Origin of the sequence: Vibrio sp. vnigr-6D03 (assembly GCF_002835515.1) — a bacterium.
Taxonomy (GTDB): Bacteria; Pseudomonadota; Gammaproteobacteria; order Enterobacterales; family Vibrionaceae; genus Vibrio; species Vibrio penaeicida.
In genome coordinates this window covers 17,521-40,834 of record NZ_PIZL01000020.1, presented here as the reverse complement: position 1 = coordinate 40,834, position 23,314 = coordinate 17,521, and the positions used below count along the sequence as shown (strand labels likewise).

Here is a 23,314-nt window from a genome sequence, read left to right as displayed (position 1 = left end):
CTCCTATCTCAGTGCCAAAATAGTGTTAAACGTATCATTCGCTGTTTGCATGATTCGCGAAGATGCCATGTAAGCTTGTTGAAACTTCATCATGTTTGCTGCTTCTTCATCTAAGTTAACCCCTGAGATGGAAGCAATACGTTCTTTTGCCGCTTCATTTTCTAGTTTGGCAATATCAGCAAGTCGTGTGGCGGTGGATGTTTTCAAACCGACATCAGTATTTAGGTCCTTATAAATACCCAATACTGTTGTGTTGCCATCATTCATCACCTTATCCGTTTGGATATTCTGCATTTTAAGCAAGTTGCCGTTATCCCCCTCAGAAGGGACAAGATTTGCCGCAAATTTGTCGTTTGCATTTGCCCCGCCCGTCAATTCGAATACAGTTCCATCAACGGTAACAGGCCCCGAAGGGGGATAAGCTTGAGGCTGCATTACCACCTGCCCCTGCATATCCAATACGGCAAATTGGTCTCCAGTAGGAGAAACAACAATCTGAAACTCTCTTAGGTTACCTGCTTGAAGAATATTGAATTGGGCAGTACCCAGGGCATCAGTGTAGGAACTTTCGTAACTTTGAGCAGCAATTTTTGCAGGGTCGTTCATTTCAACTCTGATTAAAGAAGCAGAACTTTCAGTTGGACGAATGAGAAAACGCTCTCCATCTTCTGGCGCATTATTTACATTGATTCTCATGCCATCCAAAATGAAACCATTGGCAAAAACACTACTGGATACGGTAATACTCTCACCGCTTGGTTTAGTTACACGGTAGCTCGACCCATCGTATTTAACCGAATATTCGCCGCTACTAAGCTGAGAGATATCTTCGATATACACACCGATATCCGCTTTTGAATCTGTCGATGTAATCACACGTGATTTCAACATTTCAGCAGAGTTAACATCTGTGAAAACGTTTTTACCTATGTCTCCACGTAAATCTAAACCTTGTGATTGAAGTTTATTGACGCCGAAAGACATCGCAGTCGCAATACGCCCAAGTTCGCTCATAACATTAGGAATAGATTCATCGCGAGCTTTTAAGAATGCCGATAACTTGCCGTTCAAGCCATCATGTTTAATGGCTTTTACGCCTTTCCCTTCAACCATACCAATACGAAGCTGTTGTGGATCGGGCTTACCCGGTAGCAGGGTTAATTGGCTGGCTTCGGTTCCAGAGACTAAAGTGTGTCCATTACCAATATGCACGTTAAAACCTTCATTATTTTTACGAGGAGTTACCGTAACCTTGGTGTATTGAGCCAACTCATTAATCAGGCGCTCATGTTCATCTCGGAAATCGTTATGCGGCCCTGGTGTACGCATCATCAAACGGTGTACATCACGTATTTCAGTGGCCAATGAGTTCATATGCTCAACGGCATTCTGCATCTTCTTATTGATGTTTTCTTTTTCTGTGCGCACGACAGAATGGAAGTGATTTAAGTTTTGCGTGATCAGTTGCGACTTTTCTAACAATACTTTTCTTGCACCCATGTCGTTGGGTGAATCCGCCAGCGTTTTTAATGCATCAAACCATTCATTGATGTTTTCTGGGATTTTCTTCGAAGCCACTGAAGACAGCATGTTGGTAATGTTATCCAGGCTTTCTTCGGTATCCAGTTTGTTTGCAAATTCTGTCGTGGTGAGATTGAGCTCATTGACGGCAAATTGATCCCAAGAGCGGCGAACATTTTCCACATGAACACCCATGCCATAGGTTTGCCCCCCGTATTGCTTAGGGGCATTAACAGCTTGCATCACAGACTGGCGGTTGTAACCTTCGGTATTCGCATTAGAAATGTTATGACCGGTGGTGTTTAGTTGCCGCTGAGCTGTCAAGACGCTTTGTGTACCTACATTAAGTAGATCCGATGACATAATGCCCCCAAAAAAGAATTACTTAGAATCAGTAAAATCGCTACTGCATAACCATGTAATTATGTGATTGCAATATGTATGCCACATATACTTATTAAATATTACTTGGAACATTAGATGTATTAAGAGAGGGGCGTTCAAAGGGGGAATTATTACTGGGTCAAAGTAAAAAGCTGCACAAGTAGTGCAGCTTAAAACAGATCAATTGCTCAGAATATCATCGACTTGAGCTTTAACTCTTAGAACTTTATCAGCGTAGTTCGGGTCGGTAGCGTAACCCGCTTTATGAATACCATGAATGAACGCTTTATTATCCCCTTCATGTTGAAGTGCTGTTTGGTAGCGAGGGTTATCATTCAAGAAACGTACGTAGTCATTAAAGCTGTCTTGATAAGAAGAGTAAGAACGGAAATCCGCTTTCTCTTTCACGGGTACACCATCATAAACTTCTAGAGTTTGAGTCGCGACTTTGCCGCCATCCCAACGCTTATCTGCTTTGATATTGAATAAGTTGTTACTGGATCCTAGAGAGTTCTTCACGACTTTCTGTCCCCAGCCCGTTTCTAGCGCAGCTTGCGCAATAATGACTGAAGCGTCAACGCCGAGAGCTCTTGCCGCTCTATCGGCATAAGGTTTCAATTTATCAACAAACTGCTGCGGGCTATCAAATGCCGATTCACTCACAGCTCGTGTTGCCGTTGCTTCACGCACCTTATCCGAATCCACAGGCAGGCGAAGTGAAGTATCCATTGCTGCATTTCTCATAGCAATTTCAGAATGATTTTCACCAGCCCCAGCACTCAGTTGAGCCACAATCATATCGGCAAGACCAAGCGAACCTGAGTCGCTCATTTCACTTGCCATTTGTTCATCAAGCATCTGACGATAAAAATCTTGATTTTGGCTTTTCATCAAATCAGATTCAAAAGTCGTATTCGCATCACGCATTGATTTAAAAAGCATGGATGTGAAGATGGATTCAAACTGCTTTGCCGCTGTTTTCAGTGCAGCCTGCTTTTCTTCATCCGTTCCTGCACCCACCGCTCCCTGACGAAGTTTATCTAAGGATGCAATATCGTGAATAAAGCCTATATCGTTAGGATTCTTAACCATCGTGCTCTCCTAGATGATAATCAGCTGACCTTCAATGGCACCAGCTTGCTTTAACGCTTGCAAGATAGCCATCAGATCAGAAGGCGCAGCGCCAACTTCGTTCACCGCTCTCACAAGGTCATCTAGTGTCAGACCCGGCTCAAACTTAAACATCTTGCCAGACTGCTCCGACACTTCAATATCAGTATCTGGCACGACAACGGTATTCCCACCACCCAGTGCATTAGGTTGGCTTACATTGAGATTTTCTTTAATCGCTACAGTCATACCACCATGAGTCACTGCGGCAGGCTTTAACCGAACGTGTTTGCCGACAACGATGGTACCCGTTCGAGAATTAACAATGATCTTTGCGGAGCCATCTGCAGGGTTGAATTCAACATTTTCAACAGCGGATAAGAAAGCCACTCGTTGGCTCACTTCACGAGGAGCCCGTACTTTTACAGACGTGGCGTCTATCGCTTGTGCCATTTGTGGACCAAGGAAATTATTGACGGCATCCGCCATACGTTGAGCAGTTGTGAAGTCAGACTCCAATAGGTTAAAGGTAATGTAATCACCTCGGCTAAATGGGTTCGGGACTTCACGTTCAACCGTTGCTCCGCTAGAAATGATACCTACCGTTGGGTTATTACCAACGATTTTGGACCCATCAGCCCCTGTCGCACTAAATCCACTAACCACTAAGTTACCTTGTGCTACGGCATAAACTTCACCATCCAAACCTTTTAAGAAGGTTTGCAAGAGTGTTCCGCCTCGAAGGCTTTTTGCTGCACCAATCGATGATACGGTCACATCGACTTGCTGACCCTGCTTTGAAAACGCTGGAAGCTCGGCAGTCACGATAACCGCTGCAACGTTCTTGGTTTTAGGTTTCGTACCCGGTGGTAATTGGATGCCGAAGTTTTGAAGCATCGCATTAAAGCTTTGATCAGTAAAAGGTGTGGACTCCCCCGTGCCTGGTAAACCTGTTACCAAACCGTATCCAACCAATTGGTTGCTACGAACTCCAGCAACTTTAGCCACATCCTTAATTCGCGCTGCTTGAGCTGAACTGACTGCCAGCATCATCAAACCCGCTACTACTACTGTCCATTTCTTTAACATGTCAAAACTCCGACAATTCTCTCACTTACAGAGATACATTAAAGAATCGTGCCAAGAATCCAGGCTCTTGCATATCTTGTTGATTTCCCGTGCCTGAATATTGAATTCGTGCATTTGAAATACGAGTTGAAGCAATCGTGTTGTCAAAATCTATGTCATCCGGTCGAATTGTGCCGCTCAAGCGGATGTATTCATCCCCTGTATTTAGAGTAAGCCATTTCTCACCACGAATAATCAGATTCCCATTCGCTAAAACTTCGATTACTTCTACGGTAATAGAACCACTAATACTGTTGGATTGGTTTGCAGACGCATTGCCTTTAAATTTGTTCTCATTACTCAATTCGTATGAAAAGTTATAATCTTGGATCTTTAGCTCTTGTCCACCGACGTTTAAAGGATCCATAGAAGCGTCATTTGACTTACTCAGATCTGCATCTGCACTTTTCGCGGCTTTGGTATTCTCTGCCAAATTCACAGTAACAATATCGCCTACGCCGTGAGGTTTGCTGTCGTCATATAAATTCTGGGTATGCTGAGTGTTAAACAACGATCCCGTTGCTGTCGCGTAATGCGCTGGTTTTTGCTTAGGATGAATGGGAGCCCAAGCCGGATCGCCAGCAACAGGGTCGGTTCTACCGCGCAGCGTATCAATGATACCGCCACCACTGTCTTTAGACTTATCGCCTTCTATCGCATCCACAACGGTTGTACCCGCATTTGGATCGGTACCATCCGGCTTTTGCATAGACGTACAACCTGCCATCACCAATGTTAGAAAAACCAATAGTAAACGCATCATGACAGTCACCTTATTACAGTTGTTGGTTTACAAAGCTCATCATCTTATCGACAGATGAAATCACCTTGGAATTCATTTCATACACACGCTGAGCTTCAATCATATTCACAAGCTCTTCGGTTACATTCACGTTTGACGTTTCCAGCATAGATTGACGAATCGAACCCAAACCTTCTAACCCTGGCACACCTTCTTGAGGATCCCCACTCGCGCCTGTCGGCAAGTAAAGGTTCTGACCAATAGGCTCTAAACCGCCAGGATTGATGAAATCAACCGTAGTAATCTGACCGACCACCTGATTGTTTTGCTGACCACGTACTCGAACGGATACTTCACCATCGTTGCCTACGGTAATAGAGATCGCATTATCTGGAATCACAATTTCAGGCTCTAATCGATACCCTGATCCAGACGTAACAACAGCGCCTTCACCATCAAGCGTAAACTGCCCGTTTCGGCTGTAGCCGATGTTGCCGTCAGGTAATAAGATTTGGAAAAATCCATCCCCTTCAACCATAAGATCCAAGGCGTTACTCGTGGTTTGCGCATTACCGTTGGTGTGCACTTTTTGCGTAGCAACGACTTTCGAGCCGGCACCGAGCATCAAACCAGAGGGAAGTTCCGTATTCTGAGATGATTGACCACCAGGTTGGTTAATATTTTGGTAGAAAAGATCTTCAAAAACTGCGCGGCTCTTCTTGTAACCAACCGTAGAGGCGTTTGCCAAGTTATTCGAAATGGTTGAGATATTCGTTTGTTGAGCATCTAAACCTGTTTTACTTACCCATAATGCTGGATGCATAACTAAATCCTCACTCTAACGGTTAGCTGGAACGCAACAGAGAATCGGACGCTTTGTCCATATCTTCTGCCGTACTCATCATTTTGACTTGCATTTCAAACTGGCGCTGTAAGTCAATCAAACTGGTCATTTCGCCTACAGCACTCACGTTGCTGCCTTCAACGGCTCCAGTCATAATTTTGATGTTTGCATCAGCTTCGTATTCATTGTTGTCATTTTTGCCACGAAAAAGTCCGTTTGTGTCTTTGTATAAAGAACGGTTATCCGTGTTGGTTAATTTGATTCTATCGACGGCTTCAATCGCATCTGCTGGAGCACCTTGAGGAATAACAGAAATCGTGCCATCTCGACCGATTTCCACTTTACTCAATGGAATTGGCAAAGTTATCGGTGCACCCGTCTCACCCAAAACAAGATGACCAGAACTGTTGGTCAGTAACCCAGTTTGATCGATATGTAGATTACCGTTACGGGTTAAACCTTCTTTACCCGTTTTATCCATCACAGCAATCCAGCCATTGCCTTCTATGGTCACATCCAGATCTCGCCCAGTTGTAATCACACTACCTTGAGCAAAACTTTGCCCTGGGCGTTCCGTCATACTGAACACTCGAGTAGGTAAGCCATCGCCGTATGCTTGCATAGAGCGAGCTTGTGCCAAATCGGCGCGAAAGCCTGTCGTGCTGACGTTAGCCAAGTTATTGGCTTTTAGCTGCATTGCCTGCATGTTTTGTTTTGCCCCGCTCATCGCGAGAAACAGTGAACGATCCATGGTGTGCTCCCATAAAAGTCTATGAAAGCTAAAATGCAAACATCGTGCCAATTATTATGCAATTGATATTTAAGAGTTTATATAGAAAAGAGAATAGAAGAGATAGGTAGAAGCGGAAAAGATCCGGCAGAGCAAACAAGCATTGCCGCATGAAGCGGCAATGACAGATGATTGAAGATGTTATCGAATTTGAAGGATGTTCTGTTGCAGACCGTTGTGTACCTCTAGTGAACGCGAGTTCGCTTGGAAGTTACGTTGGGCTGAAATCAGATCCACCAGCTCCTGAGTCATATCGATGTTCGATTGCTCTAGAGTACCGCTGGTTACCGAACCGAATGAACCTTTGTTCGATTCACCCCAAATCTTATCACCAGATAATTGAGTAGAATTCCACTGAGTACCGCCTTTCTTATCCAAGCCTTGTTCATTCGGTACACGCACTAGCGCAACACGCCCTAACGTTACCGCTTCACCGTTTGAATAAGTGCCCATGACGCTACCGTATTCATCAAAATCAATCTTAGACAAGAAGCCTGTTGTTGCACCATCTTCATTGAATTTATTCAATTCAAATGGAGCTGCATATTGGGTTGCCCCAAGCTGGTTAAACTCGATTTGTTGGTTTACATCCGCACCATTTAGGTTAATGGGTACTGCGCCAGTTCCTAACGGTTCAGAAACAACTTTTGTCCCGTTATTAATACTTGCTAACGTACCATCATTGTTGAACCTAATGGTGTGACCCACGTGACCAGTCGGAGAAGTCACATCACCACCTTGAATGTTAAGAGGCTTTTCACCATCTCCATCGGTCATCGTATAGTACGAATGCCAAGTGTTTGGTTGATTAGCATCTTTCAAGTAGTAAGTCGTCATCTTATATGACTGACCCATAGAGTCATAAATAGTCGAAGATGTGGAACGGTTATAAGTCGTCGGATCCGTAATATCGAACAATGCTGGATCTTTCAATTCACCATTTGCAGGCACGTTAACGCCTAGTTCGATATTTTCTGTCGGTTTAGGACGACCGAATTCTGCTGGAATGTTTAATGGCTGTGGCTCGTAAGACGCAACCTCACCAGTATCTGGATTCACCTGATAGCCTAATAGATACTCTTCGTTAGAAGTCACCATGTAGTTATCTTTGTTTAGGTGAAAAGCACCATTACGAGTTAATTCGTTCAATTGTGGCTCTAAACGATCTTTCGATACTGCAAAGAAGCCGGTACCAGAAATTCGCAGATCCATTGGGTTGTTTGTATAAATACTGGAACCTTCATGGAACTGTTGTGCTACTTTTTGCGCCTGAGCACCACCACCTGTTGCCGTTTTAGCATTGGTGAAAATTGAGTTTGAGTAAACATCGCCAAATTCAGCACGAGACTCTTTAAATCCGTATGAGTTGGCGTTCGCAATGTTGTTACTGGTTGTGTTCAAGTCCAGTTGAGCTGCGGATAACCCGCTTAAAGCAATATAAGACATTCCAAAATTCTCCTATCTAGCTAGCGCTTTACGCTTTTCCAACTTCTAGTACTTCAGCTAGTCGAACTGGCGATTCAAAGCCAGCCAGATTGAGTAGTACATTCCCATCACCTTTACCAAGGAGCACGCTGTTCACGTTTGCGTAAGTTGATACTTCAAATTCACGCGACTCCCCATCTAGCAAACCACCCGCTTTCACGTTGTATTTGCCACCCGGCAATGGATTACCGTTTTCATCTAATCCGTCCCATTCAACCTTACTATCACCGGCAGGTTTTGCACCTACGTCAAGGGTACGGACAAGTTGCCCTTGTGCGTTCTCAATGCGAACAAACATGTTGTCCAGCGCTTGAGGTACCTTAACCATGGCAGACATGCCAGCGTTATCAGGTTTAATGCCTGCGGCACCGGGGACTAGTACATCACGACCAACCAATGACGATGCTTGCAACGCTTGGTTAGAAGTCATGGATGAATTCAGACTTTCGAACTGATTATTCATCTTCCCGATACCATCGACGGTCGCAAATGAAGCCATTTGCGCAATCATCTGGTCATTGCTGACCGGCTTAAAAGGATCCTGTTGAGCAAGTTGCTTGGTGAGCAACGAAAGAAAATCTTCTTGGTTAAGATCGTTTTGTCCCGTTACTTTTTCAGGCTTATTCTGCTCTTGCAGGCTCTTAAGCTGATCAACATAGGACAAGCCGCTCTGACCAACATTGTTGATTCCGGCCATTACGTTACCTCCTTATCCCTATTGACCCATCTGCAGCGTACGCAGCAGCATTTGTTTGCTTGCATCTGCAACTTGCACGTTTGTTTGATACGCACGAGAAGCAGAAATCATATTAGCCATTTCTTCCATCACATTAACATTCGACTTAAAGATGTAGCCTTCGTCGTTTGCCATTGGATGCTCAGGGTTGTACTCAGCATCAAGTGGTTTATCACTTTCAATGATGCCCATTACCTTCACAGGAACATTGTGGTCGCGGTTATACTTCGCTTTGTTTAACTCAGCCCCAAACACAGCATGGCGCGCTTTGTAAGTTTCTTCAGCAGAACTGCTTACACTGTTTGCGTTTGCTAGGTTACTAGAGGTGGTATTTAGACGAACTGACTCAGCGCTCATGGCAGATCCAGTCACATTGAATACATTAAATAAGCTCATCTACTTACTCCCCTTTTAAGGCTTTAGTTAGGTTCTTAAACTTACTGCCTAAGAAATCCAGTGAAGCTTGATGACGAATTTGGTTTTGCATAAACAAGTTACGTTCCAAATCCACATCAACGGTATTGCCGTCACCCGTGTCCGGTTGTGTTGGTAATCGATACAGAGTATCCCCTGCAATATCAGTAGAGGCATGAATGTGCCGACCATCTGTACGAGAAAGACCAAAGCTTGCCCCCGACTTTGCCGCTTTAAGCGCCTTGTCGAAATCCATGCCCTTCGCTTTAAAGCCAGGAGTGTTCGCTTGCGCGATGTTGGTGGAAATCACCTCAGCATTGCGCTCACGTAAGCCAACGGTGTGCTGGTGTATCCCTAAAGCTTTATCAAACGAAATAGTCATATCTTGCCTCTACCAAAAAGAACTGACTTACCTGTGAATTATTTTGCAATCTGCGTGCCAAGTTTTAGTAGGTAGCCAAAAGAAAATAAATTCACACTTTCAATACAAGCAAATATTGAGCCAAAGGCTATGCAACAGTAGGATTTTGTGCGTGTCTTTGAAACGATCCTCGTAGATCATACGATCTTTAGGACCAATAATATTTGGAATGTCATTACTGAGTGTATACCTAACGTAGTCTTTCGTCAGCAAATGCCTGTTTGTGGGGGGCGAGGATATAAAAAAGCCCAGCAATGATTGCTGGGCTTAGAAACGTTATTAATGTGATTACTTAAGCTTATATATAATGCCAGGGTTGCAACGAACCATATCGAATTTGTCAGTCAATCCAGTCAACGACTCCGAAGCACCAAGAAGCAGGTAGCCCCCTGGGTTCAAACATCCGGCCATTTGATTAAGTACTTTTGATTTCATATCTGGTGAGAAATAAATCAAAACATTACGACAAAAAATAATGTCGAACTTACCTAAAAGTGCGTAGCTATCCATTAAGTTTTGAGGACGAAAGTTAACCATGCGCTTAACGTTATCTTTCACCTTCATCTTACTGTCGCCAGCATCCTCAAAGAACGTTTTCCGGCGTTCCGGAGAAAGGCCGCGACCAAGTGCCAAGTTGTCGTATACACCCGCGCGACATGCATCCAGCATACTGGAAGAAATATCCGTCGCCGTAATAGATACATTAGATAACATACCCGGTTTCTTTGACTGTGTTTCTAAAATAGTCATAGCGATCGAATACGGTTCTTGACCAGAAGAACTCGCTGCCGACCAAATCTTAATTGGGCGCTTGTTTGCCGCCACTTCCGGCAATAGTTTGTCTGACAACACCGAAAAAGGGTAACTATCACGAAACCAAAGTGTTTCGTTTGTCGTCATTGCATCAACCGCGGCAACTCTAAGTTCACGGTTTCTACCTGTGATCACATCTCTTAATAAATCAGAAAGTGACGCAACTTTAAATTTGCTTACCAGAGGACTCAATCGACTTCTGACCAAATACTGCTTGCTATCACCTAGTACAATCCCACATTGGGATTCTAGGAAACGGCTGAAATCGCGATACTCTTGATCGCTTATAGTTATCGCTGTCATTCAGTTCTCTTTAACCGGATACCGCTGCTTTAACTGCTGAGCCAAGCTCATCAGGATTAAATTTCGCAATGAACTCATTCGCACCAACACGCTCAACCATCGCTTGGTTAAATACACCACTCAATGAGGTATGAAGAATGATATGGAGATCTTTGAGACCACTATGACGGCGAATTTCTGCTGTCAATGTGTAGCCATCCATTTCTGGCATTTCAATATCCGAAATCACCAATGAAATTTGCTCGTAGATGCTACCTTCTTCCGCCATTTCAGCAAGTTTATCATAAGCCTCTTTGCCGTCTTTCACCGCAATAGCTTCAAATCCCAAGCCTTCGATAGCACGTTGAACCTGTTTACGTGCAACGGTAGAGTCATCTGCAATTAGAATTCGACGAACAATATCTTTCTCTTCTTGAATACTGGCGATTTCTTCTTTGATGTCTTCACTCATGGTCTCATCAATTGGAGAAATCTCTGCCAGAATTTTTTCTACATCGAGAATTTCGACTAATTCGTTGTCTATGTTCGTAACGGCTGTTAGATAGTTAGCTTTACCTGCGCCATCAGGTGGAGGAAGGATCGACTCCCAGTGCATGTTAATGATCCTTTCAACAGAACTCACCAAGAATGCTTGGATTGTTCGGTTGAATTCTGAAATCACAACAAAGCACTTATCCAGATCGGTTGTTGGGCGACCACCAGTAGCCAAACTCAAATCGATAACAGAAACGGTTTGTCCACGAATGTGCGCGACACCTTTCACCAAAGGGTGTAAGTTAGGCATCGACGTCAGCTTGGGACACTGGAGTACTTCTTTAACTTTGAATACATTGATGCCATAACGTTGACGTCCCATTAGACGAAACGTTAAAAGCTCTAATCGGTTTTGACCGACGAGTTGTGTGCGTTGATTCACTGAATCAAGAATACCCGTCATAAGCGCATCTCCATCTCAAGCGTTTTCTAGTAAAGTATAATGAAAATCTAACAACCAAGATCATTACATACAAAATAGCGTATTATAAGGTAATTCTCAGTATGCAATCCATATCTAAGTGTAGAGCTTTCTGCAAAAAGTTTGGGAAAAGTATCGGCTTTTGTTTAACTTTCTTTAGCCTATATTGTTCCGCTGCTACTGAGCAACAGATCAAGGATATCCAAAACGCCGCCGAAGCACACGTAAAAGCAACCTTTAAGACAGCCTCATCGGACAAGTTAGATCTTAACGCAGCTAACTTGGATTCGCGCATAAAAGCAACAAGCTGTCCATCACCTTTAGTGACCTCTTCCCCCTCCAATTCTCGTTCAAATACTAATGTAACCGTACTTGTTGAGTGCGTAGAAGACAATTGGCGCGTGTACGTTCCGGTGCGAATAACCCTAATGCGCCCGTTAGTCACTGCTCTTCGTCCTCTAGCCAGAGGTGAACTAGTTAACAAATCAGATATTAGCATAACTTTTGTCGAACAACGTGCTTATCGTCGGTATGGTTTTAATCAGATCGATCAAGTTGCAGGCGCGAAACTTAAGAAAAACATCCGACAAGGTGAAGTTATCGAACGTCGAGATATTTGTGTAGTTTGCCGTAATGAAAGCGTTGTAATTAAAGCGGTTAAAGGGGAGTTAACCATAACCACGAAAGGAACTGCTCTCTCAGATGGCGCTCAAGGCGAACAAGTAAGAGTGAAAAATACCAAATCAAATCGTATAATTAATGCTATAGTTACTGGAATTGCAGAAGTAACTGTTACGTTTTGATCTGTATAAATTGGAAAATGAAAAAACTCGATCTTTTGAGTAAATTTTAGTTAAAGTATTCCAAATCCTTGTCGATATAATTTGTACAGGTTCTTTATAATTTGCGAATAAGGCTCAAACTATGGCAAGCATTGATCAATTAAGGTCCGGGCAGAATGTGGCAACCAGCCGCACTCAAACCCGCACAGATTCAAACGCTACGTCGCGTTCTGATTCTGTCGCCGAACCTAAAGGCGGCAAAGACGCTGTCTCGCTTAGCCAAGAAAGCAAAGCGATCGGTCAACTTCACCAATCCATGGCTGCCGAGCCCAGCTTTGATAGCGCGAAAGTCGCTGCTATTAAAGAGGCAATTGCAAACGGATCCTACACTGTAGATCCGGAGAAGCTGGCAGAAAATATGGTGAAGTTTGAAGATGAACTAGCTGGACTGTAATAGCTGCAGTCCAGCTTTTTTTCATTTCTTAATTTATGGCAACATTAAATAGTCTACTCGAATATCAAATTCAGAATGCTCAATCCCTTTCGGGTCTATTAGAGCAGGAAAAAGTCGCGATCGCTAACCGTGTTTCTAAAGACATCGAATCCTTAGCGAAGCAAAAACTCGCCTTAATATCACAACTCCAACAAACTGACCAACGAATTGCCGAACATACTGACGTTGAGCAACTTCAGTCTAATGCCGCGTTTGCAGATAAAGTAAAGCAAGTACAATCTCTCGTGGCAGAATGCCAACAGATGAATGAGATCAACGGTGACGCATTACAGCGCGCTCAGCTAAGCTTTAATAAACTGCATAATCTAATGCAACAAAGCCGCGGCAAGATTGGTATGACCTACAATGCCGGTGGTCAAACTCATACGGTTTCAACACTTGGTACGAACATCAAAGCGTAAACTTATACCTAAGTGACTTCTTTCTAGCTTCTTGGATATAAGCAAAATTACTGGATTTAAAAAGAAGCGGCAACCTAATAGGGTTGCCGCTTTTGTTTGAAGTGATCACTTTAGTTGATGTGATCGTTTAGTTAGAGCAATAGTATATTTCCCAGAAGAGAATAGCGGTTGTGTTCAATCAAAATAGAGTCGATTTCTTTTTAATTGGCACTTGCTGGACATCACCGTATTCACGTAACTTATCCATCTTTTCTATATCCAGTTTCAGCTCGGTTACATAGTTATCACCTACAGCATAGGTTCTAACGACCTCAGCGCCACGGATCACACCGTCTACAGCTCCAGATGCATACTCGGTGCCTAGACGTTGATCTTCAAGATCCGATCGTGCGCTAACACGTAAACCATACACTTGCTCTGCGAGTTCACGATAGGCATCGACTTTTGAAGCTCTTAACGCACGTACCTGCTTTTCTTCGGCTGTGCGCCCTCTTTGCTCACTAATACTCGCATACCCTACGGCAACTAAAACATTCTCGCCGCGGTTATTAATAGGCTGGCAACCTACTGCCACCAGCACGGTAATCAATAAAAGTAACTTTTTCATCTCTCTCACCTTAAATCTCTGCTTCGGCAATTCTATGGACGTAGAATAATTGTGTTCTGCGTTTTCATCTCTGGATCAGAGCGAATGATCACACCATCCTGAGTTCGAATGCTTCTCAAAGTTTCTAGGTCACGACCAATACGATCTGCTGGCAAGAAACCTTGTGCTGTTGCGACAACAATACGGGTTTGCATACCAACCACACGTGCGTTTACTAACACACCACCTTCTTGACGCAACATCGTTCCCGTCAGAACGTATTTAACATCTTGCTCTCTTGCCAGCTGCTTCCAATCACGGCTGAAGGCAAAATCGCCCTCTTGTGTCACTTGAATAGAACCAGTGGCTTTAAAGTCCACCACTTTAAATCCACGACGTTGAAATTGGTGAATAAAACCCTCTGAAACTGAGTTCCCTAGCCAATTCGTGGTGTCCATATTTTGTAAATCAACAAAAGATGTAATGGCAATAGGTGAACGCGCCGACACGCTGGTGTTAGAAAGAATCAACTCCTCAGTTAAACTTTCTACAAAAAAATCCATGGTATGACGAGGCGTATCCATCAGCATAAATCGGCTGCCTGGGTACGTGTCTTTACCATCGTATATTGGTGAAAATGCGCAAGACGCTAAAAGCATTGTCATTGCGACTACAAACCATTTCTTCATTCTCTTCATCTCCGGATATACTTGGTGTTATTACTCCAACGTGTTTACCAGTTGTTGGAACAATACTTGCTTTTCCTTAGTTGCTCGCTAAGAAAAAACTCACCGAAACCTGCTAACCAAGTATTTAGCAAAAAACATACCCAAATGGTAAAACACTGATGAAAAAATACGATTTGCGAACCATCTTGTTGATATTCAGTTTGATCTTTTCTACTGGAATTCATGCTGCGTGGTATGAAGTCAATGGCGATGCCACCATAGTGTCAACAAAAGAGGCAGCAAGAATTCACGCCATAGAGGATGCGTTATATAAAGCAATGAGTTTTTCTGGTGCCGACATCGGCACGCTCAGCTTCATTCAGCCTTTTCTGGAAGATCCAAGACAGGAATATCAGTTTACCAATCACGAAGTTCGTTATGTCCGCATCGTTAACGAAGACACTTCAGGCGGCAAAGTCAGGTTAAAAGTTAGAGTGGATATTTACCCTTCGGCAAAGGGTTGCCATGTAGACCAATATAAAAAGACATTTGCTGTGGGGCTTATCGATATACTCGAACCCACTCAAGCCGTTATGGGCAGCATGTATTATCTCGGTAAAGATTACGGCACAATCATCAGCCGCCAATTAAATGAAGAATCACTGAGCTTTTATTCTGTAGGGACAACAGAATATGAGATCAGAAAAGATCAACCAGAAGTCGTCAAAATGCTGGCACAGGACACGGGTGCACAATATCTTATGACAGCAGCCATTACCGACCTCACTGCCACAGTCGAATCTTCATTGCTTGGGGGAGAAACCATTAACCGCCAGTTTGCTATGGAAGTAAGTGTGTTCGATGGAAAAACGGGCAATGAAATGTACACAAAGAACTATCGTGAAGTGGCACTCTGGCCTTTCCCGAAAACCAGTAAAGTAGACACCAAGGGTGCGCGCTTCTGGTCTTCTACCTACGGCGAAATGATGATGCGTGTTAGCCGTAATGTGATGCTGGATCTGGAATCTGAGCTGTCTTGCAAGATCACCTTGCCAGAAATTGTGTCGATAAAAGATAACACCGTAACCATCGACCTAGGTCGCCGTCATGGTGTGAAAAAAGGCGATGTATTGCAGCTTTGGCATACAGGAGCCTTTGTTGATCAGCACGGAATTGCCCGTAATCGCGTGTCTAAGAGTGATATAACGCTTACCGTAACGCGCGTCTATGATAAAGGTGCAGAGCTTTCAATAAATCAACCTAATCTCGCGCGAAGCGTTCAAATTGGCGATGTGATGCACAAACAAATTTTCGACTAAAGCCAAACGCTTAACATCGGGAGAAAAATAGGTATGATAAAAATACTCTGCTCCCGTGGCACAGCTGGATAGTGCGGCCCCCTCCTAAGGGGCAGGTCACAGGTTCGAATCCTGTCGGGAGCGCCATACAAAACAAAGCCTTAGCTTATTTCCAAGCTAAGGCTTTGTTGTTTTTCGTCACTCCATGTAGCGCCCATGTAGCAATTTTCTATTTTTCTGTAATCAGTGCTACACAGCTTGATATCGTAGATAAATTACGAGCCGGAACTCTCGATTTCATAAAAGCTAAGCCCAGTGAATTCATTTTTTGTCACTAGGTTTAAAAAGCTGTTTTCAGCATTCGACGTATATAGGCTTATCGGAGTATCACTTAACTTAAACAACTTTGGAGTAGAAACCTTGTTGCGATCGACAACGAATCGTTTGTATGGTCTGGTTTTATGTATTCGACCATTGGGTTTGTAGTTTACCTCTGTCAATTCGCTGTCTAGCGCATCCAGTTTAGAAACAACATTTAATGCATACCATACTGAGTTATCAACATTCACAGGTAAAAACTCGCAAGATGCCCCCATCTTTTCCTGAAATTTAGGTGCTATGTCATGACGAATAACAAAAGTACTGCTCCCCCAAGCGGCAACCATTGGCTTCTCCAAATCTGCCGAGTCATCATGCATTAGCCAGTCGAGCGTTATAGGGTGCCAAGTTGATAACTTTGAAGAACCATCAAATATAAGCCATTCACCATCACGAATAGCTTCTGAACCTGAGAGGCTTGTTTGTTCTAGATATAGGTATTTATCTACATCTGCTTGGATACCGAATACTTTAGTGAAAGCGTCTTCTTTAGCCTGCAATTTCATTTGCCCTTATTTTACGTGTTATTGGGAATAGACCCATTTTTAGATCATCACCAATATCTTCCAAAACTTCAATGATGTCCTCTCTGTCGGCATCCTGAGCGATTGTATTTTCAAGTAAGTGCTCAACATTCAGGTAATAAAAAGAAGTATGAATACCCGAATGGGAGTAAGCCTCCAGCATTTTCGGGTGAGGAACATGTTTGTTCCATCGCGGCAAAAATACGCCATTTTCGGCACTATCAATATCTATTCGAAACGCTGACAACCTCATTCTAGATTTTGCGGCTCTGATATCCTTCCAAGACACAATATGATGAGCAGCTATGTTTTTAGGGCGACATTGCCCCGTCTTTTTAATGATGTTCTTTGCCAATCGATAACTGTGACCTTTGTTATGCTCCCACCTAATATGCTGACTAAGCAACAGATCATCTTTGGAGATCATTCCTCGTTTATACTTAATGGAGTCTATGACTGACCCCGCATAAAATATCTCAAACTGTTTTGCCTGTTTTGCTGCGAATTGCTTGTCACCCGTAACATTAAACAAGTCCCTCTCCAATTCTGATGTTGTAACGGTCACGACATCTTTACTCATATATGCCTCTTCAGAAATTTAATTAAAGCTTGCCGAACTTTAATACAACCATTCATACATACTGAAGCATCTGAAAGCCTAGTTTAGAACCAAATCAACCTAGAATGTAATTGATTTGTTTGAAGATTATTTACAGTGACACCAAGTAAACTCACCACATTAGGAGGCGAAAGTAACCGACTTTAATCTAATTTTTCTCAGCAATTAAGCAAACCTTTAAAATTAGCGAGCCTCTGAAACAGTGATTGTGGTTCCTATTCTTATTTATGTAACAACATGCATTTGTTTGCTGGAAGTACAATCGTAATAAATTTATAACAAAGGTTAGGTTATGGCTGTAAAAGGGTTTAAGAAAGACTTCTGTAATATTGATGCATTCACGCCATCAGATCGCACGGTCAAGGCGATAAAAGAAATGAATCGAGTAGTAGAGATGAGTTCTCTATTGGAAAAGATCGTTATGTTAGTCCCTGTATTTCAAATTTTCGTGACTCCAAAAATATCGATGCCCAAAGCCGGAAAAGGTGTGACTAAGTATGACTGGGAACAATTCTCTCAAGCGGTTGCTGGTATCAGCAATATCAAACGTGCAAGATTGGAAGAAATCGCTTATCTAACGGGTGATTTATCCAAAGGTGAAGATAAAAAATTCTGGAGCTGTGTGTACAATGCCCTTTAATAAAATATTTTGGTCTTTAATCGCGCTTTTCTGCACAAGCTCTGCCTTTTCATTGACGCTTGAAGAAAGCTTGAAACAAGATATGGAATCTGCATACGAAGTATTAGATACCAAATACGGTCAGTGTAGAGAGACTAGAAAGAATACATTCTCTATAAACGAAGTCGATAACGAGTGGTTATTAAGCCTAGAAAAAGACCAAGTAGGAACAGCGGTTTACATACTAAGCAAAATGGCATTTCAACGCTGCGTTGCACTAGAAGAAGGTATCTACAGTACTGCACTACTTGCTTATGTTGCCGAAAGTGGAGACAAAGAAGCATTAGATGAATGGCTCAAATTCAAACGCCTTTATACCGATAACGATTTAGCGAAAATCATTAGCAAACTTGATTTTAACAAGCTTAAACTGCTTTCGGTCACGCCTCCATTCAGCAAACCTTTTAACCCGCTAGTTGTTAGCGAATTGCTTAAAGGGAGCTTTGAGTAAAAAGCTCTTGATATGCAAGAGGCTAAAAGGATTTTTGAACATATCTCTTGCAAGACAATTTACTATTACACAGTCCACTTGCCCCACTTAACTTATCAAAGTGGGGCAAGTGGACTTACATTTATCACTACAAAGGTTACTTTTGACCAACTCACTTGCATCGCAACGCTCATTTTCACCATGAAATACATAAAATCATGAAGCCAGGGTGAAATAAAAAGCTTATAAATTAGAAACTTTCTCGACGTTTTTGGGTTATCATGAAGTATGTAAAATGTGAAGCTTGGTGTTTTATATACATGTTAAATTAGCTAAAATACTGTATATAAATTCAGTGTCATTTCGGAAGGTTATAATGAGTAGAACTAAAAAAAGTGTGACTGTAAGATTTTTCTCCATAGATGCAAGTGATGCTTTTTTTGACAATTTCCCCGCTAACTTTCTTGTGAGTAACGAATCATCTGCTAGTACAAGAATCGTAACCGTAAGAAATACAAAGAACTTCATTAAGGCAGCTCATGTATCAGATGAGTTGTTTTTTATTGCTGTGGTTCGAGAAAGAAACTCTTGGCAAACCAAGGCTACGAGAGACGGTAGCATTACTGGACTAGCAATCAACCAAGGTATTATAGGTGACCCGTATTACTATTGTGTAGTACCCAATAAAAAAGTGGTATTAGGGTTTACCACAGGTCCAATCGGCAGCTTAAAGGCTGTAGCCAGTGTCGCATTAGAACAATTCAAAACGCTTAGAACTGATAATATTTCTTTATCACTTATCCCTAAAGAAAAAGAATTCTCGAAACTCTTAGAGTTACCAGAATACAATAGCCTCCACTTTAAGGTTAACTCTTCATCACTAATTGATGTCGCGGAGGATGCTCCAACTCTAATCAAAAATCTTAGTTCAGCTCCTTATATTGGAAATAATGTACAGTTGTCTTTAGATCTAGAATGTGGAGATAAACCCGACAGCATCGTGACTAAAGATAATATAATTGAAATAGTAAACTATTTGTCGGATAGTGAATCTTGCACTGTTCTGAAAGTTAAAGGGAAAAATCAGGATGGTCAGAACATAAATCTGGACTTTGGGAATGCTTTCATAAACTACAGAAGTGAGCTCAATACAAGAAATAAGTACATTGATGAAAGTACAGCAATCAAATTATTGAGCTCTGCTTGGAGTGACAACCCTTTATTGACTAAGTAAGAACTTTATTTCTTTTTGCGTCACCGGGTGAGTATTCGATAGTAACCCTCGTTCTACTAAAGCAACTAAATCATAAATCGACTTTATCTCAATACCTTTCGGAATGGACTCCTGAATTTCCTTCGCAGATTCTCTAGATATACCAAAGTTTATAAGATTTATCATTACGTCATCACATGCCCCTAACTCAAGATATGTATGGAGCTTTACTGATACTTTATCCACACCTTTAAGCTTCATAGTATTTGTCAATAACAAATGATAGCAACCTAGAGCATTTCTCAGCCTAAACGTTATGTCATTATTTATTATTTTAATTACATTTCTTACTGACTGATTGATACTTGATTTTGCGGCTCTATCATTATCATAAGATATTTGTTCTGCAATAATCTCTTTCAAGCTTTTTCCCGATACCCACTTTGAAGCTACTATAGCAACATGCTCTATAGAGTAGTTATCGCTGCTTATATACACACCAAAATCAAAAAGCTTATAAGCAATCCTAACCAATGAACGATACAATTCTTTAGATTTTGGATGAGGTAATATCCATTCATCAAAGTTATCTAGAGTATCAAAAAACTGGGACAATCTATTCTGTTGTATATAACCAATAGTTGGATTAGCTTCTAGTATAAAAGGAGCTATTCTCAGTGAATCATGGGCACTCTCAATATTATGAAGCAAGAACTCCTTTTCATTTTTTCCTAATAGTAGTTCCTCAGCGGATAACCTATCTTCCAAATTTCCATTTTCAAACTCTTTAATTAACTTGTTAGCTATGGTGTAAAATCGATACTGGTCAGAATCTGAGTGAGGATATAAACCTTGTAATGCAGCAATAACGGAAGTTAAATTTTCATTTAGAGATTTATAATATGTCGGGATTTTTTCTTCTTTGTCTTCCTTCTCTTCAAAATAATCTTGATAATTCCATTTGTCATGGCTTAGCAAGAAAACATTCCCAGAAAAGTGCTCGACCATTCTACCTGCTCGTCCTGTAATATTGTTAATTTTTACATCTTCCAGCCTTTCCGGTTTTTGAGCGATAACAGGTCTAAAGGGATTTGTAAGAAACAAATTTTTTGCAGGTAAGTTTACGCCTTCCGCAAGTGTGCTAGTACAAGCTATAAAGTTGATATCTCCTGTCTTAACTAAATTCTCCACCATAACTCGAACAGAACTTGGTAGAGGACCATAATGGAAAGCAACTCCTTTTCTAAGGCTTGAAGCAAGAGTAAAATCTCTATGTATGAACTGTTCTATGTAATCAGCAGCTTCTTCCAATTCAGGTGACGTGTCGTAGTCATCAATGAGATCTGCTATTGCTTTTGCAGTGTTCTCACAATGATCTGTTTGGTTTCGATAGATAATATTGCTTTGCCCTTTACCTAATCTGAAAACCAGATCTGCAATTGCATTTCCAGTGAACTCTTTGGGAATCACAGTTTTATCGGAAGTATTGAACCTTTCTATCTCTATATTTCTTCCTTTCGTAACCACAGAAAGTAATATTTTGGCTACTGGAGAATGCCTAGTAATTTCCTTTTGAAATTCGACTCCATTAAATACGGCAGCAAAAGCGTTCTGATAACTCTCCGATGGCATACTAATTATTATTTGAGGGTTACTATCATCAAGGATTTTTTCTAACGTTAAGTGTAGTAAAACCCCTCTGCTATCATCAGATATATTATGTGCTTCATCAATAAATAGATAATCGAAGCTCAAGTCACCACGTTGAATCAGCTCATATAACCGTTCTTGCGTCATAACAAATATAGTTTTGGAGTTAAACTCTTCATCTTTTGGTACGGTACATATCTCCAACTCATTTTCGAAGTCTATTTCTTTAGCTATTTCAAAAACTTTACTCGAAACTTCAGAAATTAAAGCCCTAGTTGGAACAATAATCGCTGCAAATGATCCGTCTGAATTAATAACTTTGTTTACAAGATAGGTAAGTATTATGTGAGTCTTACCCGCAGATGTCGGAGCAATAGTCACGACATCTTCATCTAATTCCAAATTTCCCCAAAGCATTCTTTGAAAGTCTGTTAATGGAAATGAAAGCTCGTCTACGGAGTTCATTTCTTTTTTTAGTTCAAACTTTGTACTGGTGTTGAAACCATAATTCATATAGACATTAGGGTGCCTTTTATCTAGTAAAGAAACATTCGGAAAATCTCCAGAGTTAATAAAGATGTTCTTCGCAATAGGAATCAAATCTGGATAGTCATTTCCTGCGATATCTAGGAGCATAGCCAGTATAGCCGTCGCTTCTTTCCTTAGTTTCTCATCTTCACTTTTATGGAATATTTGAATGGATGTTAAAATACGCTTAACTAAACTCCTTTCTAATATTGGCTTTTCCCCCACAAGCTGCTCTACGTACTGCACAAAAATGTCATTTCGATCCTTCGCAAAGCTTTCGTGCGAGAAAATACTTTTTCCTAGTCTTGCTGTAATTGAACTCATTTTTCTATTCCCATGAACAAGATAAATTCTTCGACTAGTTCGTCAACACACCCAAAAGGCAGCATTAACAAAGTGACTTCTTCGATATCGAGCTCTTGCCTTTCAACCTTCTGAAAAAAATCACCCACATATTGGCAAGAAAGTGACTTGTAGTGCTCTAAAAATGATGATTCATCTTCAAAAATGATGTCTGGTTGAGTAAACCCTATAAAACAAGGAGAGTGAATTTTATCTGCTAAATCTTCGTTGTAAGGATCTAGAGAGTTCAAAATTGTCTCTTCAAGTTCATCGGTCAAGTTAGGAAAATCAAGATAACTATCCAATAACAAAAATTCATCTTCAAACTTGTTTTTTGCACGAACAATTGAGCTTGTTGCATCTGTAGCCGCTGATTTAAAACATTTGTGTAGCTTTGATTCACCCAAATAAACTCGGAATTCACCATCCCTAAATTGTCCATGTACTGCATCAGCACCGAAAACAGGCATTCTAGGGTTTGTTTTCATAGAAATTTTGCTTAGTAATTTGGGAGCTTGGATATAAACATCCAGTAAAGTAAACAAAATGAGTTCGCCAAGTTCACCTTTGGCTGTATGTTTACTGAGCTTTTTAATCGCTTTGTCGAACAAGTCCTCCATCGCAGTCTCAGGTGACCTGCCTAACTTTTTTTGGATTTCTTTATAAGAGAATGCAAAGTTTTGAAGAATACCTGCTTTAATGTATTCAAAAAGAGCATCATGCGATGTTTTTGTGTCTTCTACGCTAGATAGGTATACGAGTAGAGTTTCTACTCTTCTACCATCATGTAATTTGAATGAGGTCTGAACCTGTTTAAGAATATCTTTGATCTGACTTACATTTTTTAACTGTGCTTGCAGTGAACTTCCCATCTAGAGTTTTCCCAAATACCATAAAGAACCTAGAGGGATAATACTCACACCACAACCATAAGCAATAAAACTCATACTTAGTGATAATGAAATTTGCAATAGCTCAAAAATAGCACTGAATGGAACTACGTAAGATAAATTGAAGAATAAGTTGGCATATATGCTTTCGCTACTAAGAGCGAAT

Annotated in this window: 25 protein-coding genes and 1 tRNA gene; 8 read left to right on the top strand and 18 right to left on the bottom strand. The window is 41.5% G+C overall.

Annotated features, from left to right (window positions below; all coding sequences use genetic code 11):
• Positions 1 to 3: 3 nt before the first annotated feature.
• From flgK to CW749_RS16975, 12 genes are all read right to left on the bottom strand, one after another.
• Positions 4 to 1,884, bottom strand: a complete 1,881-nt coding sequence (gene flgK / locus CW749_RS17030) for a flagellar hook-associated protein FlgK (protein ID WP_101113474.1) — start codon at positions 1,882 to 1,884, stop codon at positions 4 to 6.
• Between the two features lie 201 nt (positions 1,885 to 2,085).
• Positions 2,086 to 2,997 carry a flagellar assembly peptidoglycan hydrolase FlgJ gene (gene flgJ, locus CW749_RS17025; protein ID WP_101113473.1) on the bottom strand — a complete coding sequence of 304 codons (912 nt, stop codon included), beginning with the start codon at positions 2,995 to 2,997 and terminating at the stop codon, positions 2,086 to 2,088.
• Positions 2,998 to 3,006: 9 nt separating this feature from the next.
• Positions 3,007 to 4,104: a flagellar basal body P-ring protein FlgI gene (locus tag CW749_RS17020; protein ID WP_101113472.1), complete on the bottom strand. Its 1,098-nt coding sequence runs from the start codon at positions 4,102 to 4,104 to the stop codon at positions 3,007 to 3,009.
• Between the two features lie 25 nt (positions 4,105 to 4,129).
• A complete protein-coding gene (gene flgH / locus CW749_RS17015) occupies positions 4,130 to 4,906 on the bottom strand; it encodes a flagellar basal body L-ring protein FlgH (RefSeq protein ID WP_101113471.1) in 777 nt (258 codons plus the stop codon).
• 13 nt (positions 4,907 to 4,919) lie between these two features.
• Positions 4,920 to 5,708: a flagellar basal-body rod protein FlgG gene (gene flgG, locus CW749_RS17010; protein WP_101113470.1), complete on the bottom strand. Its 789-nt coding sequence runs from the start codon at positions 5,706 to 5,708 to the stop codon at positions 4,920 to 4,922.
• A 22-nt stretch (positions 5,709 to 5,730) separates the two neighbouring features.
• Positions 5,731 to 6,480, bottom strand: coding sequence for a flagellar basal body rod protein FlgF (locus CW749_RS17005; protein WP_101113469.1), 750 nt, complete (start codon positions 6,478 to 6,480; stop codon positions 5,731 to 5,733).
• 180 nt (positions 6,481 to 6,660) lie between these two features.
• A complete protein-coding gene (gene flgE / locus CW749_RS17000; RefSeq protein ID WP_101113468.1) occupies positions 6,661 to 7,965 on the bottom strand; it encodes a flagellar hook protein FlgE in 1,305 nt (434 codons plus the stop codon).
• 28 nt (positions 7,966 to 7,993) lie between these two features.
• Complete coding sequence (locus CW749_RS16995; protein ID WP_101113467.1) at positions 7,994 to 8,701, bottom strand: flagellar hook assembly protein FlgD; 708 nt, start codon at positions 8,699 to 8,701, stop codon at positions 7,994 to 7,996.
• A gap of 18 nt (positions 8,702 to 8,719) precedes the next feature.
• Positions 8,720 to 9,136 carry a flagellar basal body rod protein FlgC gene (flgC, locus tag CW749_RS16990; protein WP_101113466.1) on the bottom strand — a complete coding sequence of 139 codons (417 nt, stop codon included), beginning with the start codon at positions 9,134 to 9,136 and terminating at the stop codon, positions 8,720 to 8,722.
• Between the two features lie 4 nt (positions 9,137 to 9,140).
• A complete protein-coding gene (gene flgB, locus CW749_RS16985) occupies positions 9,141 to 9,536 on the bottom strand; it encodes a flagellar basal body rod protein FlgB (RefSeq protein WP_101113465.1) in 396 nt (131 codons plus the stop codon).
• Positions 9,537 to 9,863: 327 nt separating this feature from the next.
• Entirely contained in the window at positions 9,864 to 10,691 is an 828-nt protein-coding gene (locus CW749_RS16980; RefSeq protein ID WP_101113464.1) for a protein-glutamate O-methyltransferase, read from the bottom strand.
• Between the two features lie 10 nt (positions 10,692 to 10,701).
• Entirely contained in the window at positions 10,702 to 11,628 is a 927-nt protein-coding gene (locus tag CW749_RS16975) for a chemotaxis protein CheV (protein ID WP_101113463.1), read from the bottom strand.
• A 101-nt stretch (positions 11,629 to 11,729) separates the two neighbouring features.
• Here CW749_RS16975 and flgA point away from each other — a divergent pair, with 101 nt between their 5' ends.
• The 3 genes from flgA (at position 11,730) to flgN (ending at position 13,343) form a co-directional block, all read left to right on the top strand.
• Entirely contained in the window at positions 11,730 to 12,449 is a 720-nt protein-coding gene (gene flgA, locus CW749_RS16970; RefSeq protein ID WP_101113462.1) for a flagellar basal body P-ring formation chaperone FlgA, read from the top strand.
• Between the two features lie 121 nt (positions 12,450 to 12,570).
• The gene (flgM, locus tag CW749_RS16965; RefSeq protein WP_101113461.1) at positions 12,571 to 12,882 is read left to right on the top strand and encodes a flagellar biosynthesis anti-sigma factor FlgM; all 312 of its coding nucleotides are present in this window, start codon (positions 12,571 to 12,573) and stop codon (positions 12,880 to 12,882) included.
• Between the two features lie 35 nt (positions 12,883 to 12,917).
• The gene (flgN, locus tag CW749_RS16960; protein ID WP_101113460.1) at positions 12,918 to 13,343 is read left to right on the top strand and encodes a flagellar export chaperone FlgN; all 426 of its coding nucleotides are present in this window, start codon (positions 12,918 to 12,920) and stop codon (positions 13,341 to 13,343) included.
• Between the two features lie 178 nt (positions 13,344 to 13,521).
• Here flgN and CW749_RS16955 read toward each other — a convergent pair whose 3' ends face one another.
• Both CW749_RS16955 and CW749_RS16950 read right to left on the bottom strand, forming a co-directional pair.
• Positions 13,522 to 13,950, bottom strand: coding sequence for an LPP20 family lipoprotein (locus CW749_RS16955; protein ID WP_101113459.1), 429 nt, complete (start codon positions 13,948 to 13,950; stop codon positions 13,522 to 13,524).
• A gap of 32 nt (positions 13,951 to 13,982) precedes the next feature.
• Positions 13,983 to 14,618 (bottom strand): FlgO family outer membrane protein, encoded by a 636-nt coding sequence (locus CW749_RS16950; RefSeq protein WP_101113458.1) that lies wholly within the window; start codon positions 14,616 to 14,618, stop codon positions 13,983 to 13,985.
• Between the two features lie 158 nt (positions 14,619 to 14,776).
• On the opposite strand from CW749_RS16950, the gene CW749_RS16945 reads away from it, so the two are divergent.
• On the top strand, positions 14,777 to 15,916 hold the full coding sequence (locus CW749_RS16945; RefSeq protein ID WP_101113457.1) for a flagella assembly protein FlgT: 1,140 nt from the start codon (positions 14,777 to 14,779) through the stop codon (positions 15,914 to 15,916).
• A gap of 49 nt (positions 15,917 to 15,965) precedes the next feature.
• Positions 15,966 to 16,042, top strand: a tRNA-Arg gene (locus CW749_RS16940).
• 128 nt (positions 16,043 to 16,170) lie between these two features.
• On the opposite strand, the gene CW749_RS16935 is transcribed toward CW749_RS16940, so the two are convergent.
• Positions 16,171 to 16,779, bottom strand: coding sequence for a hypothetical protein (locus CW749_RS16935; protein ID WP_101113456.1), 609 nt, complete (start codon positions 16,777 to 16,779; stop codon positions 16,171 to 16,173).
• Positions 16,763 to 17,377, bottom strand: a complete 615-nt coding sequence (locus CW749_RS16930; protein ID WP_101113455.1) for an AHH domain-containing protein — start codon at positions 17,375 to 17,377, stop codon at positions 16,763 to 16,765. The genes CW749_RS16935 and CW749_RS16930 overlap by 17 nt, the downstream gene beginning before the upstream one ends.
• Positions 17,378 to 17,708: 331 nt before the next feature.
• Between CW749_RS16930 and CW749_RS16925 the strand changes: the two genes are divergently transcribed.
• The 3 genes from CW749_RS16925 to CW749_RS16915 all read left to right on the top strand — a co-directional run bounded on the left by CW749_RS16925 (position 17,709) and on the right by CW749_RS16915 (position 19,759).
• Positions 17,709 to 18,056 carry a hypothetical protein gene (locus tag CW749_RS16925; RefSeq protein ID WP_101113454.1) on the top strand — a complete coding sequence of 116 codons (348 nt, stop codon included), beginning with the start codon at positions 17,709 to 17,711 and terminating at the stop codon, positions 18,054 to 18,056.
• Entirely contained in the window at positions 18,046 to 18,546 is a 501-nt protein-coding gene (locus CW749_RS16920; protein WP_101113453.1) for a hypothetical protein, read from the top strand. Before CW749_RS16925 ends, CW749_RS16920 begins: the two co-directional genes overlap by 11 nt.
• A gap of 355 nt (positions 18,547 to 18,901) precedes the next feature.
• Positions 18,902 to 19,759: a hypothetical protein gene (locus CW749_RS16915; protein ID WP_101113452.1), complete on the top strand. Its 858-nt coding sequence runs from the start codon at positions 18,902 to 18,904 to the stop codon at positions 19,757 to 19,759.
• Here the strand turns inward: CW749_RS16915 and CW749_RS16910 are convergent.
• Positions 19,745 to 22,240, bottom strand: a complete 2,496-nt coding sequence (locus CW749_RS16910) for a DEAD/DEAH box helicase (protein ID WP_101113451.1) — start codon at positions 22,238 to 22,240, stop codon at positions 19,745 to 19,747. The two genes, CW749_RS16915 and CW749_RS16910, sit on opposite strands and share 15 nt — an antisense overlap.
• A complete protein-coding gene (locus CW749_RS16905) occupies positions 22,237 to 23,130 on the bottom strand; it encodes a DUF1837 domain-containing protein (RefSeq protein WP_101113450.1) in 894 nt (297 codons plus the stop codon). Before CW749_RS16905 ends, CW749_RS16910 begins: the two co-directional genes overlap by 4 nt.
• Positions 23,131 to 23,314: the final 184 nt, after the last annotated feature.